This is a genomic window from Rhodococcus sp. 7Tela_A2 (genome assembly GCF_049311045.1).
Taxonomy (GTDB): Bacteria; Actinomycetota; Actinomycetes; order Mycobacteriales; family Mycobacteriaceae; genus Rhodococcus.
Genome location: NZ_JAXION010000016.1, coordinates 34,890 through 50,897, shown reverse-complemented (window position 1 = coordinate 50,897; position 16,008 = coordinate 34,890). Strand labels below are relative to the sequence as shown.

General features: G+C 69.0%; 8 protein-coding genes and 1 tRNA gene. 3 read left to right on the top strand and 6 right to left on the bottom strand.

The genetic code is table 11. The features are described from left to right. Positions 1 to 172: 172 nt before the first annotated feature. Together TVH25_RS05245 and TVH25_RS05240 are read right to left on the bottom strand one after the other, a co-directional pair. Positions 173 to 1,321: a lipase family protein gene (locus TVH25_RS05245; RefSeq protein WP_422423509.1), complete on the bottom strand. Its 1,149-nt coding sequence runs from the start codon at positions 1,319 to 1,321 to the stop codon at positions 173 to 175. Positions 1,322 to 1,353: 32 nt separating this feature from the next. After that, positions 1,354 to 2,511, bottom strand: a complete 1,158-nt coding sequence (locus tag TVH25_RS05240) for an Ig-like domain-containing protein (RefSeq protein WP_169653229.1) — start codon at positions 2,509 to 2,511, stop codon at positions 1,354 to 1,356. 319 nt (positions 2,512 to 2,830) lie between these two features. Here TVH25_RS05240 and TVH25_RS05235 point away from each other — a divergent pair. Further along, a tRNA-Lys gene (locus TVH25_RS05235) sits at positions 2,831 to 2,906 on the top strand. 122 nt (positions 2,907 to 3,028) lie between these two features. Here the strand turns inward: TVH25_RS05235 and TVH25_RS05230 are convergent. Further along, positions 3,029 to 3,253 (bottom strand): DUF3618 domain-containing protein, encoded by a 225-nt coding sequence (locus TVH25_RS05230; protein WP_169653199.1) that lies wholly within the window; start codon positions 3,251 to 3,253, stop codon positions 3,029 to 3,031. Between the two features lie 73 nt (positions 3,254 to 3,326). Between TVH25_RS05230 and bcp the strand changes: the two genes are divergently transcribed. After that, positions 3,327 to 3,800, top strand: a complete 474-nt coding sequence (gene bcp, locus TVH25_RS05225) for a thioredoxin-dependent thiol peroxidase (protein ID WP_169620438.1) — start codon at positions 3,327 to 3,329, stop codon at positions 3,798 to 3,800. Here the strand turns inward: bcp and TVH25_RS05220 are convergent. Further along, positions 3,797 to 5,161, bottom strand: a complete 1,365-nt coding sequence (locus TVH25_RS05220; protein WP_169620437.1) for a dipeptidase — start codon at positions 5,159 to 5,161, stop codon at positions 3,797 to 3,799. The two genes, bcp and TVH25_RS05220, sit on opposite strands and share 4 nt — an antisense overlap. A 215-nt stretch (positions 5,162 to 5,376) precedes the next feature. Between TVH25_RS05220 and TVH25_RS05215 the strand changes: the two genes are divergently transcribed. Continuing rightward, positions 5,377 to 6,165 carry a TetR family transcriptional regulator gene (locus TVH25_RS05215; RefSeq protein ID WP_169653197.1) on the top strand — a complete coding sequence of 263 codons (789 nt, stop codon included), beginning with the start codon at positions 5,377 to 5,379 and terminating at the stop codon, positions 6,163 to 6,165. A 10-nt stretch (positions 6,166 to 6,175) separates the two neighbouring features. On the opposite strand, the gene TVH25_RS05210 is transcribed toward TVH25_RS05215, so the two are convergent. Then, entirely contained in the window at positions 6,176 to 6,580 is a 405-nt protein-coding gene (locus TVH25_RS05210) for a holo-ACP synthase (protein ID WP_422423505.1), read from the bottom strand. 21 nt (positions 6,581 to 6,601) lie between these two features. Then, on the bottom strand, positions 6,602 to 15,886 hold the full coding sequence (locus TVH25_RS05205) for a fatty acid synthase subunit beta domain-containing protein (protein ID WP_422423504.1): 9,285 nt from the start codon (positions 15,884 to 15,886) through the stop codon (positions 6,602 to 6,604). Positions 15,887 to 16,008: the final 122 nt, after the last annotated feature.

Sequence of the window (16,008 nt, the reverse complement as noted above, 5' to 3'; positions counted from 1 at the left end):
GGACTACTCCGGTGAGGTCGAGATCGTGACCGCCACCGCGGAATACGGCCGCGACGGCGCGGCCGCGCGCCGGGGCGAAGGCGGGGGCCCCCCCCCCCGCGCCCCCGGGGGGGGGGCCCTTTTCCGTTGCCGTGATGTCCCGGCCGCAGGACGCAACCTTCGTTTCCGGTCGTTATCGATCTGCGAGTACGCGCGCGACGAACGGCGTGGAGTCGAGTGCCGAGAGCTCGATGACCGTGAGGTGATCGGCGTCGTATACGCGGTAGTCGACGTCGGCACCCCCGGCGGACATGTCGGCGGCGAGCTTTGCAGACAACGGCAACGGCACCACCCTGTCGTCCACACCGTGACCGAAGAAAAGGGGACGGTCGTAGCCGGTGGTGGGGACGGCGAGGTACTCGGCCAGAGCGGCGGGGAGGCCGCCCTGCGACAGCGGACGCGCGGGCAAGTCGCCGATTCCGGTATCCCGCACGGACGCGTTGAGCTCGCCGATGCAGAGAACCTCCGCTCGGTCCAGCACCTCGCGGCCGGCCGGGGTGAGGTAGCCGTCCACGTCGACCTGCGGATAGGCGTCGCGGAGGCCGGCGAACAGATAGCCGCTGAATGCCGTCAGCCCCGAGAGGCCGGGATCCGGGAAGCCCGGCACGCCCAGGATGAACAGGTTCTCGAGGTTTGCGGGCACTCCGGTCGCGACCGTGCCCCGGAAGTCCAGTTCGGGGGCGCGCCGCGTCGCGATGTGCGCGGTGTGGACTGCGGCGTGGCCACCCTGCGAATGACCGACCACTACCCACCGCTCGGAGAGCGGGGCGCCGGTGGCCCGTGCGGCGCGGACGCTGTCCACGATGCTGTTCGCGGCGCTCGGCCCGTCGAGGTAGCGGTGCAGGCCTTCCGAGCCCAGCCCCGGATAGTCGGCGGCCACCACGGCGTATCCCTGGTCGAGCCAGTGCCGGAGGTACGACTTCTCGCGTGCCGGCCGAGGCGTCTCGGTGGTGAATGCGCAGTCGTCGGCTATACCGACGGTGCCGTGTGCCCAGGCGACCACAGGGAATCCGCCCTCCGGCGCTGTTCTCTCGGGCAGGAACAGCGCGCCGGTGGCGATCGTGGCCTCACCGGAGCGCCACTCGGTGCGGTATTCGAGCTTTTCCGCGATCGGCGAACCCGGGAGGGACAGCTCGGGCGGGAGTGGCTGCACCGACACAATCTCTCCCGGCGGCGGAGAACCCGCCGGCTCGGCACCCGCCGGCGGCGCCATCACTGACGCCACCAGCACCGTCGCGATCACCGAGGTGATCCACCACGATTCCCGATCCCGGACTTGCATCATGGACGCCTCCTCGAGATCGGGACGACGGGTCAGGTATCGGCGTTGCCGGCCTTCCACGTCGACCACGGGATGTTCCAGTCGCCGAGGCCCTCGGTGCCCTCGAGGGTTCCGCCGACGGTGTTCCGGACTATGACGATGTCGCCGCGCTTGGTGTTGTCGAAGATCCACTTTGCATTCGCAGGACTCAGATTGAGACAGCCGTGGCTCACGTTGCGCACGCCCTGGTCACCGAGCGACCACGGCGCCGAGTGGAAGAAGATGCCGCTGTACGACATGCGGGTCGCCCAGTCCACCGGCGTGCGGTAGCCCTCGGGCGCATCCGTCGGAACCCCGTAGGTCGAGGAATCCATGATCAGGTGCTCGAAGCGGTCGCCGATGACGTACACCCCGTTCGGGGTGGGGGCGTCGTCCTTGCCGAAAGACGTGGGCATCGTCATCACGTCGGCACCGTTGCGGTTGACGGTGACCTGCTTGGTGTTGTCGTCGGCGGTGATGACCACCGCGTCACCGATCGTGAACGAGGAGTGGACGTCGTCCTGGCCGAACAAGCCGTCGCCGAGATCCTTGCCGTAGACGTCCACGTCCACCGTGACGGTCGTCCCGGGCGTCCAGTACTGCTCGGGACGCCAGCGCACCTCCCGGTTGCTGAGCCAGTAGAAGGCGCCCTCGACCGGCGGGTCGGTCACCACGGTGATCGCTTCCTCGGCCGCGCGCCGGTCCGGAATGTTCTCGTCGAACTGGACGGCCACGGGCTGCCCGATACCGACGACCGCCCCGTCGCCGGGCATCACATACGGCTGGGTCAGATTGCCCGGCGCCGACGTGGTGAAGGACGCGACGGTCGTTGCCGACCCGCCCAGACCGTAGGCGACGGTTTCGAGGGTGTACTCCCGGTTGTACCCGAGCGGTTCGGTGTTGACCCACGACAGGCCGTCCGGGGCGAGTTCACCCGCGACGGGTTCCCCCGCGGGAGTGAGCAGCGTCACGGAGTCGAGTTTTCCGTTGATCACCGACACCGTCACGGGGTCGATCGGGGAGAACCCGATGTCCCCGTCGGTGACGCTGGACGAGACAGTGGGCTTGATCAGTGCCGCAAGAGGATTGGAATCGATCGGCACCTCGTCCGCGCCGGAACCCGATCCGCCCGAGCATGCGGTGACGAACGCCATGAGCCCGACGAGCAACATCCCGAGCACCGCCCCGGCACTTCGCCGCCGAGGATGCGTCACACTTCCAGCCTTCACTGCCATTCTCCGATTCCGCCCCTCCCCACAAGGCACCGAAATTGCACGTCATACGTCCTGTTCAGATGATGCCAGTCGGTCGTCCGTCTCGACGACCGACTCCCCCCCTGTCGATAACGTTCCGATGACAATCGGTCTCCGCTGCGCGTTCGTTACATGCCTTCGCCGCGGAAATCGCTGTGACCAGCCGATTTGGTGCGGTAGTCGAAGGTGTGTAATCTTCTTTTCGTCGCCGGGACAACAGCCCGGAGACACCAGCCAAGCGCCATTAGCTCAATTGGCAGAGCAGCTGACTCTTAATCAGCGGGTTCGGGGTTCGAGTCCCTGATGGCGCACCACAAAGATCCCCTTCCGGCAACGCCGGGAGGGGATCTTTCGTTTGCGCGACCGGAACTGTGATGTTTCCCAAAAGCACTGTGCCCGCGCCATCGGCGCGGGCACAGTGTTCGGGTCGGGTGTGTCAGCGCAGGATCTTGCGCAGCACCAGCAGACCCACCACGGTGCCCGCCGCCACCAACGCGTACTTCTTCACCGCCGGCTGGTTGATCTTCGCGACGAGCGTCTGCTTCGTGCTCGCCACCAGATTCTTCGGGTTGGCGCGAACGCTCAGTTCGTCCAGCGTGCCCGCGAGCTGGTTCCGGGCCTTTTCGATCTCCCGCTCGATGTCCTCGGTGTCCCTACCCACGTGATCCTCCAGAAGGTCGCTGCAGTGTGCTGCGACCACGGTAGTGGACGATCGGTCTACTACTGTCGCGGACATGACCGAAAACAACAGACTCTCCCCCGGCGACCCCGCTCCCGACTTCACACTCCCGGACGCCGACGGCAACGAAGTCTCGTTGTCCGACTATCGCGGACGCAAGGTGATCGTCTACTTCTACCCGGCCGCGAGCACGCCGGGCTGCACGAAGCAGGCGTGTGACTTCCGGGACAGCCTCGCCGAACTCGGTGACGCGGGACTCGACGTGATCGGCATCTCCCCCGACAAGCCGGCCAAGCTCGCCAAGTTCCGCGACAACGAGGGCCTCACGTTCCCGTTGCTGTCCGATCCGGACAAGTCGACGCTCACCGCGTGGGGAGCGTTCGGTGAGAAGAAGATGTACGGCAAGACCGTCACCGGCGTGATCCGGTCGACGTTCGTGGTCGATGCGGACGGCAAGATCGAGGTTGCCCAGTACAACGTGCGTGCGACCGGGCACGTCGCGAAGCTGCGACGCGACCTGTCGGTCTAGCCGGACCCGAGCGAGCGCATCACCAGAGCTTCGGCGACGGCAAGATTCTCGATTTCCGACGGATCGACACTCTCGTTGGGAGCGTGGATCACGCAGCGCGGCTCCTCCACACCGAGCAGGGCGATCTCGGCGCCCGGTACCGCACGCTGCAGCGCGGTGCACAGCGGGATCGATCCGCCCTGCCCGGCCGAGCCGACGTCGCGGCCGTACGCGGTCTCGAGGGCGGCACGCAACGCCGCATAGCCGGGGCCGTCGGCAGCCGCGCGGAACGGTTCACCGACGACTTCCCGCTCGATGCGCAGGTGTGCGCCCCACGGCACATGTGCCTCGAGGTGTGCGACGAGCGCGTCCTGCGCTGTCAGCGCATCGACCCCCGGCGGCACGCGGAGATTCAGGCGCGCAGACGCGCGCGGCACGATCGCCGCCGCGGACCCCACGACCGGCGGGGCGTCGATTCCGAGAACGGTGAGCGCGGGTCGCGCCCACACCGCGTCGGCCACGGTGGCGGAGGTCGGGAGCGACACTCCCGCGAGCACCCCGGCATCCGACCGGAACCGCTCTTCGGGGTACGGCACACCGTCCCAGGTCGCGGTGGCGTCGAGGCCGTCCACGACGGTGTTTCCGTCGTCGTCACGCAGTGTGCCGAGCAGTCGGACCAGCGCGGCGAGCGCGTCCGGGGCGCCTCCGCCGTACATACCGGAGTGGACGGGGCCGGCGAGGGTTTCGAGGTGAACGACGACGTTCGCCGTGCCGCGCAGGGTGGTGGTCAGAGTGGGCTGCCCTACTTCGGCGTTGCCGCAGTCCCCGACGACGATGAGATCCGCGGTGAACAGGTCGGGTCGCGCGGCCACGAGGTGTTCGAGGCCCTCTCCGCCCATCTCCTCCGAACCTTCGACGACCACTCGCACGCCGACGGGCAGCGCGCCGTCCGCGAGCAACGCGCGCAGGGCGAGCAGGTGCATCACGATGTTGCCCTTGCAGTCCGCCGCGCCCCGGCCGTACCAGCGGCCGTCGCGTTCGGTGAGCACGAAAGGCGGGCTTTCCCATTTGGATTCGTCGCCGGGAGGCTGGATGTCGTAATGGCTGTAGAGCAGGACGGTCGGTGCTCCGGGCGGAGCCGGGGTGTGACCGATCACGGCATGTGATCCGTCCACCGTCTCGACGAGATCGACCTGTTCGATGCCGGCCGCTGCGAACGCGTCGCACACCCACCGGGCCGCCGCGACGCATTCTTCGACCGGGTATTGGCGCGGGTCGGCCACGGATCGGAACGCGACCAGCGTTTCGAGTTCGCTTCGCGCGGTGCCCATGGAATCCCGCACCCGGTCACGTATCCGCTGCACGGTCTCTGCGTCGGTCATCGAATCTCCTCCTGCGGCCGGGACGACAACCTCCGCGTCGACCCGAGGTGGTCTCCTCACATCCTAGGACCGGGGCCGGTACCGCCACGTGCGCACGCCGCGACGATGTCACCCTTCCGTGTTCCGCGCCCGGAACTCAGCACAAGCCGGGTTATTGCCACTCGCGTACACAGCAAGTGCTCGGTATTCGTGAAGGGTACGGCTAGCCTGGGCGGGTGGAGTCAGCATCGAACAGCCGCCGCGCCCCGCGCCGGATCGACCCGGCGCTCGAGGTCCAGACGGAACCACAAGAGCTTGTGCCCCGCCGGCGGCCCACTCAGGAACGGAGCCGGCGCAAGTTCGACGCGCTGCTCGCCGCGTCCCGGGAGCTGCTCACCGAGGTGGGGTTCGAGTCGTTCACCTGCGAAGAAGTCGCAGCCCGCGCCGACGTACCCATCGGCACGCTGTACCAGTTCTTCGCCAACAAGTACGTGATCGTGTGTGAACTCAACCGCCAGGATCTCGTCGGCGTCCAGGAAGAACTCGCCAAGTTCAACGGCGAGATCCCCTCCGTCGACTGGTTGCGGTTTCTCAACAGCTTCGTCGATCACATGGCCGGATTGTGGGCGACCGATCCCTCCCGGCGCGAGGTCTGGCTCGCGATGCAGTCCACTCCGTCCACCCGGGCCACCGGCGCGATCCACGAGAGGGAATTCGCCGAGCAGGTCGCGCGGATGCTCGCGCCCCTGACTCCCGACACGCCTCGCCCTCGTCGCAAGCTCATGGCCGAGGTGCTCGTCCACGTCGTCTACTCGATGCTGAACTTCTCCGTGCAGGACGACCAGACCCACGCCGAGGCGGTGGCCGAACTCAAGCGCATCATGGTCGCGTATCTCCAAGTGGCCGAGCGTGATTCACGGACACAGGCGAAGAAGCGCAAACGGCGCGAGGAGTCCGAACGGTCCCGGGAGACCGAACCTGCGGGTGCGCACCGCGCGGAGCCCACGCCCTCCTCCCTGAGCTGACCGGCCGCTCCTACCCGTGGCCGTCAGCGGCATCGAGCACCACGAACGCACCGGCCATGTCGCCGTCGTGAGTCAACGACACGTGGATGCACATCCCCGTCAACTGCTCCGCAACCTTGCCGTGCAGCCGGATGCTCGGGCGCCCCCACGCATCGGAGACCACCTCGATCTGCTGGTGGATGGTCTCCGGCAGCACCGGCGGGCGGCCGAACAGTGCGGCCGACCACGCCTTGATCACCGCTTCCTTCGCGGCCCCCCGGGCCGCGAAATGCCGCGCCGGATCGGAGCTGCGGGTATTCGCGTCACGGCGCTCCCCCGGCGTGAAGTTCCCCAGCATCGTCGTGCCCGAACGGCTCAACTGCTCGGCGAACTCCGGAACCGACACGAGGTCGAACCCGATACCCGCAACTCCCACCCTGCTGTCCCTGTCCCGTCGTTACTTGCAGCCGGGCAGGCCCGGGCGGTACACGTCGTCGTCGCCGAGTCGTGCATCCGCGTCGAGCAGCACAGCCGCTTCGAGATGACGGGCGGCGGCGGCGGGCACCGCGTCTCCACCGAAACGACGGTCCGCGGGCCGCTGGTACAGCGCCGCACCCCCGGCCATCGCCGACGCCAGGCGCCGCTTGCCGACGACCGTGCGTGCCGCTGCTGCCGCGCGGTACTCCTCACGACGATCTGCCGGGACCGCCTCGACGAACGCCTGCGGGTGCACCACCGCGATCAGCCCGGATACGTGCCCGAACCCGAGGCTCGTCAGCAGGCCTGCCTTGAGCGCATACTGCTCACCGAACCGCAACGGGGTGCGCGGCCACACGAGGTGCTCGAACTCGGCCATCTTCTCGTCGACACAGTCGAGACTGCGGTTCGGCGGGACGACGCCCTGGGTCAGCACCTGGCACAGTCCGACGAGCTGGAACGCTGCCGCACCGCCCTTCGCGTGCCCGGTCAGCGACTTCTGCGACACCACGAACATCGGGTTGCCGTCGCTGCGGCCGAGGGCTCCCGCGAGCCGTTCGTGCAACTCCGCCTCGTTCGGGTCGTTCGCCGCCGTCGACGTGTCGTGCTTGGAGATCACCGCGATGTCGTCTGCGGTCACGCCGAGCTTGCGCAGTTCCTTGGCCAGCCCCGATTCGAGCCCACCGCGACCGGCCCCGAGCGCACCGATGCCGGGCGCCGGGATCGAGGTGTGCACACCGTCGGCGAAGGATCCGGCCCAGGCGACCACACCGAGAACGGGCAGGCCCATCTCGAGTGCGACATCACCCGCGGCGAGGAGGACCGTGCCGCCGCCCGCCGACTCGACGAACCCGCCGCGCCGGCGATCGTTGGCCCGCGAGAAACGACGGTCGTCGATGCCCTTGGCCCGCATGTCGTCCGACTTCGCGGTCGCCGACATGTCGCCGAAGCCGATGATGCCTTCGATACCGAGATCGTCGAAGCCGCCCGCGACGACCAGTTTCGCCTTGCCGAGCTTGATCTTGTCGACGCCTTCCTCCACGGACACCGCAGCCGTGGCGCAGGCCGCCACCGGATGCACCATCGCGCCGTAGCCACCGACATAGGACTGCACGACGTGCGCCGCGATGACGTTCGGCAAGGCTTCCTGCAGGATGTCGTTCGCACGGGACTCACCGAGCAGCGTGTCGATGTAGAGAGACCGCATGGAGGTCATGCCGCCCATGCCGGTGCCCTGCGTGTTGGCGACCAGCGACGGGTGCACCCAGCGCAGCAGCTCCGACGGGGTGAACCCTCCGGTGAGGAACGCGTCGACCGTCGTGACGATGTTCCACAGCCCCACCCGGTCCACCGAGTCCGCCATGTCGGCGGGGATGCCCCACCTGGTGACGTCGAAGCCGGTGGGGATCTGGCCGCCGACGGTGCGGGTCAGCTTCGCCTTGCGCGGCACGCGGATCTCGGTGCCGGCCTTGCGGGTGACCGTCCAGTCGCCGGACTCGGCATCGAACGAAGCGACCGTGTTCTCCGGATCGGAGTCGACGAAGGCGCGGGCCTCGATCTCGGAACCCACCACGAACGACAGGTCCTTGTCGAGGAAGACCGAGGTCAACAGCGGTGCCGTGTTGTCGGTCATCGCGCCGTCGTCGGCGTAGCGGCGGATCCCGCAGCGCTCGACCACCGCGTCGTGGTAGCGATCGGCGATCTCCGCTTCCGGCACCAGCGCGCCGGTTTCCGCGTCGTAGAAACCCGGCTCGGGCTCGTTCTCCCACTCGATCAGGCCGGTGACCCACGCCAACTCGAGCACACCGGCTGCCGACAGTTCCTCGTCGACCTCCATCTCGAAACGGGTGCGGGCCGAGCCGTACGGGCCGAGCTCACCGGCGCCGACGATGACCACCATGTCGGCGGGATCGATATCGAGTGCGGACCACTCCGGGGTCGGCAGCTCGTCGACACGCGGGGCCGCGGGCAGAGCCGCGATCGTCGCATCCGGGTCGGTGTCCCGATCGGGTGCGTCCGCGACCTCGGCCGCGTTCCGGGCCTGCTTCGCGAGCGCCGGCAGATCGAGGGCTGCCTCGGCGAGCCCCCCGGTGAGGTCCGCGACCAGCGGCGCCTGCTTCGCGAGTCGCTTGGCCTCCGGTCCGACGAGCTTCAGCAGTTCGGTGGCCATCTCGGACGTGGACCACGTGCGCACGCCGGCCGCCTCGACGGCCTCGACGAGCGGATCGTTGCCGCCCATCAGTCCCGTGCCCCGGACCCAGCCGATGAGCGCGTGCGCCAAGGTGACGCGCTCGGCCCAGGTGCGCTCGGCGCTCCAGCGGGTGACGATCGCGTCGAGTGCCGCCTTGGACTCGCCGTACGCGCCGTCACCACCGAACATCCCACGGTTCGGGGAGCCCGGCAGCACGACGTGCAGATGCGTGTCGACGTCGGTGTCCGCGCCGATGCCGGACAAACCGGCGATCAGCCGTTCCACCGACCACAGCAGAACCCGCATCTCCATCTCGGCGCGAGCACCGGCGTCGGCCAGCGACCCGGCGACACGGGGCGCCGCGAACGGGAACAGCAGGGTGGGCGTGAGCGCATTCTTGATCAGCTTCTTGGTGCCGCCCGCGTTCTCGACGGTATCGGTGCCGATCCACTCGATCAGCGCATCGACGTCGGCATACGACGCCATGTTCGCGGGCACCACCCAGAGGGCAGCACCGGCGCGAGCGTTCCGCGCATAGAGATCCTTGTAGAAACCGAGGCGCGTCGAGTCGAGACGCGACGTGGTGACCACCACCGTTGCGCCGCCCCCGAGTAGCTCGGCTGCGACCGCGGCGCCGATGCCGCCCTTGCTGGCTCCGGTGACGACTGCGACCTCTCCGGTGTACGCGGCGTCGCCCGTGTCCTGGGCGGCGGCCGCGATACGACCGTAGGTCTCGGCCGACACCACGCGGCCCGCGTCGATGGCCTTGGCCCGCCAGAACGCGGCGTGCGCAGCGACCGTCGCCCCCGCACCGTCGAAGCGCTCCACGCCGATCGGGTCCCCGAGCCAGATCCGGGCGAGATCCTCGCGTGCGGTCGCCCAGCGGTCGTCGATCAACACGGCCTTGCGAGCGTCGAAGGCGGGCGCAACCTGCCGGGACCAGTCCGCGCCGAGCTCGGCCGAGACCAACTCGGCGAGTTCGTCGTCGGCCTTGTCCGCCAGGCCGGAAACCTGCTGGTCGAGGCCGAGTTGCTCGAGCACCAGGCGTGCAGCACTCGCCAGGACGCCGTTCCGGCCGGTGATCTGCTCGGTGAACTCCCCCAGCGCCGCGGCGTCGACGGTCGCCCCGCCCCCGCCTCCGGCGGACGGCATCGACACGGAGATCCCGCGGCGCGCCCCGACGGACTGCACAGCGGCGTCGATCAGCGCATCCACGGACGCGGTGTCCGCGAGCGCACCCTGCGACAACCCGCCGAGGTCGCCGCCGCGAACGGACGTGCCCTCGCGGCTACCGAGCACAACCTCCGCGGTGACGTGCCGGGCCCAGCCCTCGCCGAGTCCCCACACCTTCGCGACCCGGTCGGTGATGTAGCCGGGACGCTTGCCCGACGGGCCGAACACCTTGCGCAGGTGGTCGTTGATCGAATCGGTCAGCACCGGCCCGAACGGGGTGTAGGTACGGGCCAGACGATCGACCGTGCCGGCCAGCGCGCCCATGTCCGCATCCGCAGCACCGTCGATGGCACCGAGCGACAACTCGGAACCGAGGTCGACGAGCAACTGGTTACGACGTGAGGACACGCCGTCGCACAGTGCCTCGATCGTGTCCGCGGGGCCGATCTGATCGGGGCGCAGTTTCGTCCACAGGGCGATGAGCACCTTCGTGGCGTCGGCGGCCTTGAACGTGATGTCGTCGGGGGTCGGGCCACCGGCCGGCGCGGCCGGGGCAGCAGCAGGGACCGCGGTCGCAGCAGGCGCCGCCTCGGCGGACGGCGCCTCGGGCTCGTCGTCTTCCATCGGTGCGGGATCCACATCCGTCGAGTACACGACCGATGCTTCACGCTCTATGTTGAGGACCTCGACGGGCTGACCGAATCGGCCCGGAAGCTTCAACGTCTGCGACGCCAGGTTCGCCACCGTCGGGACGGCACCGAGGCCGATTTCGACGAACCGCTCGACGCCGAGACCACCTTCGGATTCCGGCGCGAACAGCAGGTCCTGCGTTTCGATCCAGCGCACCGGCGATGCGAACTGCCATGCGAGCAACTCGGCCAGCACGACGCGGCACAGCCCGGACCGGTCCGCCGACCACGCGTCGAAGTCGGAGAGGACCTCGGCGAGCGGCTCGGACGGCACCAGATCCGCGATTTCCTGGACGAATTCACGGCTCAGGTCGAACGGCTTGGGCACCAGGTTGGGGATATAGCGTCCCACGAGGATGTCCGGATCGATCTGCTGCGGAAGCAGGTGCAGCAGGCGCTCCCGGAAGTCGTCCACACCGCCGCGCAGCACAGTCGAATGGAACGGCACGTCGATGCCCGGCACGAGAATGAAGGCGCGCTTGCCACCGAACTCGGCGACCTTGCGTTCGATCACCTTCTCGAGAGCGTCGAGACCCGCCACCGTGCCCGCGATCGCGTACTGCGATCCCCTCAGGTTCAGATTGACGATCTCGAGGAACTCTCCGGACCGGTCCGCGACCGCGGCGACGAACGCCTCGAGGTCCTCGTCGGCCACGCCGAACTGCGACGGCCGGATCGCCGCCATGCGGTAGTCCGAGCGGCCCTGCGCGTCGCGCGGCACGAGAGCGTGCATCGCCGAGCCACGCTGGAAGACCACCTCGAGCACGGCCTCGAGCGGCAGCACACCGGCGACCGCCGCGAGGGCGTTGTATTCGCCGACCGAGTGCCCGGCGAGGAGCGCATCCTCGAGGAACGCGCCGGCCTCACGCAACTCCGCGATCTGCGCGACGCCGAGTGTCGCCATCGCGACCTGCGTGAACTGCGTCAGATGCAGGACGCCGTCGGGATGCTTGTGGGTCACGCCCCGCGCTGTGAGAACTGTCGGGTTGTCGCGCACCACGGCGAGGATCGAGAACCCCAGAGCCGTGCGAGTGTGCTTGTCGGCGCGATCCCAGATCTCCCGGGCGGCCTTGCTGCGGGCGCGGGCATCGAGACCCATGCCCGGACGCTGGATGCCCTGTCCCGGGAACGCGTAGACGGTCTTCGGGGCGGCGATGCGCCCGGTGGCCACCATGACCAGATCCCCGTCGACGCGGCAACCCACCTCGACGACCTCGGCACCGCGATCCGTGGCGATCCGATCGACGCGCACGTCGATCTTCGCGCCCGGCCGGACCATGCCCAGAAAGCGCGTCGTCCACGCGGTCAGTTTCCTCACCGGGAGCTTCGCGTCCGTCTCGGCGGCCGTGACGACCTGCTGAGCGGCCGCCGAAAGCCACATACCGTGGACGATCGGGCTGCCCAGCCCCGCCAGGAGCGCGGCGTTGCCGGATGTGTGGATCGGGTTGTGATCCCCCGACACCCTCGCGAACGCGGTCATGTCGGTGGGGGCGACGATCACCGCATCGCGGCGGCGCCGACGAGGCGTGTCGGTGACGTCCTCGCTCAGGGCGCCACCGGCGCGGACCGGATCGGCCAGTTCGGCGCTGCCGGTACGACCGCGAATCGCGAAGCGCTCGACGAGAGTTGCGACGACGTTGTGGCCGGAACCGTCACCGTTGTCGGCGGTGATCACGACGTTCACCTGCACGACACGACCGAGATCGGCGTCGGAGACTCCGGCGACCTCTGCCTTGACACCCAGGAACGCGGGCTCGGTGGGCAGACCGTTCTTGACGTCGATGGCGTGATCGAGGTGAACGAGATCGAGCATGCCCTCGATGACGGACCGGTCGGCGGTGGTGCGTGCGGCCCCGAGTGCGGCGAACACCGCGGGCCAGCACGCACCGACGAGCACGTCGGGCACGCCGTTGCCGGCGGGAGTCAGGTTCTCGGGCAGGCCCGAACCGGTCACTCCGGCGTGGTCCGCGATCTTTTCCGGCAGCCAGCCCAGGGTGACCCGGGCTGCGCCCTTCTTGACGGCCGGCAGTTCCTGGCCCGCTGCGACGCCGAGCAGCGCAGACATCGCCGCGTCCGCGTCGGTGTCGCTCACGACAGGTGCTCCGCCGGTGCCCACGGACGAGGGCACGGTGATGCGGATGTCGACGGCCTTGTCCCGGGCGAGCGGGACGCGCAACCCGACGTGCCGGTCGTCGAGGACGGTCAGGGTCGCGCCGGTCGGCGCATGCGACGCCGCGGAATCGGATTCCGCGTTCCAGTCGTTCAGGTCGCCGAGACGGTGCACCGGATTGCGGGTCAGGCGACCGGCCCAGTACACGTCCGGGGAGGAGAGCACCGCGTCGAGCACGCCGGGCGCGAGATCGAGATGTCGCCGCGCGACGATCGGCGTCGGCTCGATACCGGCAGCCAGCAACTCGTCGACGGTGGCCTTCTCGAACCGATCGAGCAGTTCACCGACGGGCTCGTCCACTCGCGTGATTCCCGCGACGGCGACGGTGCCGGGGATGACACAGACCTGATCGGCGCCGTAACGAGGGTCGTGTGCCTGCCACAGCGAGTCGGAACGCCACCAGCGGCGAACGTCCCGGTCGATCACGGGCACGAAGTTCACGGGCTTGCCGGGGGTCTTGCACAGCGACACGAAGAACGGCACGTCGGCGGGGTGGAGGACGACCTCGTCCGCGTCGCGATACTGAGCGGTGAGCGCGTGGAGCGCCGCGTACGGCCGTTCCAGCGTGGCGTCGTCGGCGAACAGCGTCGGAATCGGGCCGCGATCGACGGGGTGCAGGCGTGCCTCGGCGCGCTGCAGCATCGATCGGAAGCGCTCGCGCCACGACACATCGGTCCAGAGTCTGACATGCGTTTCGGCGACGGCGTCGGACAGGTCTGCGCCGCAATCGAATTCGGGTGCATGATCCGCTCCGACGGCGAGCTCGAGGTAGCGGCGCAGCCACTGCAGGTACGTCATGGAGCCGACGTCGCCGAAGTACGGCTTGGCTGTGATGTCGAGGGCGGCGACGATCTCGTCGCGGCGCGCCGCCACGGCGTCGGCGTCACCGGCGACCTCGTCCAGGAGACGGCCCGTGCGTGAGGCCGCGTTGTCGATCTCGTGGATGTCGGCACCGAGCTGACTGCGGCCCGACGCCATACCGCCGGATGCCGTACCCGCACCGACCCAGTCGGGCGTGCCGGGAGTGTCGACGAGCAATTGCTTGACTGCGGGCGCGGTCGTGGCCTCGAGCGTGGCCATCGCCGCGGTGCCGACGAGGATGCCGTCGAGCGGCATCGCCGGGAAACCGTGACGCGTCGCCCAGCGACCGGTCAGGTAGTCGGCCGCCTTCTCGGGGGTACCGATACCGCCGCCGACGCACAGCACGAGGTTGGGGCGGGTGCGCAGTTCGGCGTAGGTGTCGAGGAGCAGGTCGTCGAGGTCTTCCCACGAATGGTGACCGCCGGCGCGACCGCCCTCGATGTGGACGATCACCGGGAAGTTCGGAACTTCGTTCGCGATCCGGATGACCGAACGGATCTGTGCGACGGTGCCCGGCTTGAACGCGATGTGCTCGATGCCTGCGTCGCGCAGATCGGAGATGATCTGCACCGCGTCCTCGAGGTCCGGGATACCCGCCGTCACGACGACACCGTCGATCGGTGCGCCTGCCGCGCGGGCCTTCGGCACCAGGCGCTTACCGCCCACATGCAGTTTCCACAGGTACGGGTCGAGGAACATCGAGTTGAACTGCGCCGCGCGGCCGGGCTCGAGCAGGTTCTGCAGGCCCGCGACGTTGTCGGCGAAGATCTGCTCGGTGACCTGCCCGCCGCCCGCGAGTTCGGCCCAGTGGCCGGCGTTCGCAGCGGCCGCGACGATCCGAGGGTCGACGGTCGTCGGCGTCATACCGGCGAGCAGGATCGGTGACCGGCCCGTGAGACGGGTGAACGCCGTCTCCACACCGACGCGACCGTCGGGCAGCGTGATCGGGGTCGGTGCGAACTCGGTCCATGCGCGCGGGATCTCGGGCTCCGCGCCGGGCGTGAGCAGATTGCGCTGGCCGCCACGGGTGGACGCGGCGAGGATTCCGACTCCACGGCCGCGCAGTCCGGAACTGGTCATGCGCGTGAGCAGCTCGCCTGGGCCCAGGTCGAGAATCCACGACGCACCCGACTCGAGTGCCGTGTCCACCTGCTCCACCCAGTCGATCGGGGCCACGAGGATCGATTCGGCGAGCGAGCGGGCCAGGTGGGCATCGAGACCGCAGCGGGCTGCCCAATCGGCGACCTGGTCGACGGCGTCCGCCAATGCGGGGTGGTGGAATGCCACCTCGGCCGAGACGGGTTCGAAGGTCGGTGAGAACACCGCGCCGCCGCGCTGCTTGGACTCACGTTCGCGGGTCTCGGCAGCGGTGATCTGCTCGCATCGCTGTTGCACGCGCTCGAGCGCGGCCGGCGGACCGGACAGCACGACGCGGCGGCGGGCATTACGGATCGCGACCACCGCACTCCGAGAAGGATCCTGGTCTCGGAAGGTCTCGGCGACGATCGAGCGGAGGCGCTCGGGATCGACGCCGGCGACGGCAAGCATCGGAAACCTGCCCGCGCCCGCGAGAAGACCGCGGCGGCGTCCGACGAGCGCTGCAGCCGCTCCGATGAGCTGAGAGATCGCCAGGATCTCCATGTCCCTGCGGCCGCCGGCGGAGACGGCTTCGACCGCGAGGACACCGGCGGAGTGGCCGATCACGGCGGACGGCGGAACCTCGTTGACGTCGAGCCCCTGGTTCGCCAGCGCACGCAGCGCGGCGAGCTGGGTGAGGAGCACGCCGGGAAGAGACACGGCGGCGGACGTCAGAGTTGCAGCGGTGGGCCCGGCGAGAGGGGCGTCCTCGTCCGCGAGTTCGTGCTCGAGGATCCATGCGACGGGATCGAAGCCCGCGGGGCGCACCACGACGAGATCTGCGGCGACAGGCGCGAGGTATGCCGCTGCTGCGTTGACGAGGTCCGTCAGTGCGGGCTCGAGGCCGTTGTCACGGGTGAGTTCTCCGAGCGAGTCCAGCCACGGCGCACCCTGGCCACCGAACGCGAGGGCATAGGGCTCGCCGGCAAGGAACTTGTCCACCAGAGCACCCCGGGATGCGCCGACGGCTCCCCGTTCACCGGTGCGTCGTGATGCCTTCGAGTTCCGTCCGTTGTCGCCTGGTGTGGTCTCGTCGATCGTCACGCGTGTATTTCCTCTCCTGGACACCCCTGGTCGAGGCATTCCTGTGGTGCTGCACTGCCGGCGAGGTGTGTCGCACGGACTTCGGTGTGCTCTGACGGGCACGCCCAGATTCGCACAGAATC

What these genes read in the sequence shown, in the direction of transcription:
- TVH25_RS05245 (WP_422423509.1), bottom strand. Translation starts at nt 1,321, where the DNA reads ATGCAAGTCCGGGATCGGGAATCGTGGTGGATCACCTCGGTGATCGCG.
- TVH25_RS05240 (WP_169653229.1), bottom strand. Translation starts at nt 2,511, where the DNA reads ATGTTGCTCGTCGGGCTCATGGCGTTCGTCACCGCATGCTCGGGCGGA.
- bcp (WP_169620438.1), top strand. Translation starts at nt 3,327, where the DNA reads ATGACCGAAAACAACAGACTCTCCCCCGGCGACCCCGCTCCCGACTTC.
- TVH25_RS05220 (WP_169620437.1), bottom strand. Translation starts at nt 5,161, where the DNA reads ATGACCGACGCAGAGACCGTGCAGCGGATACGTGACCGGGTGCGGGAT.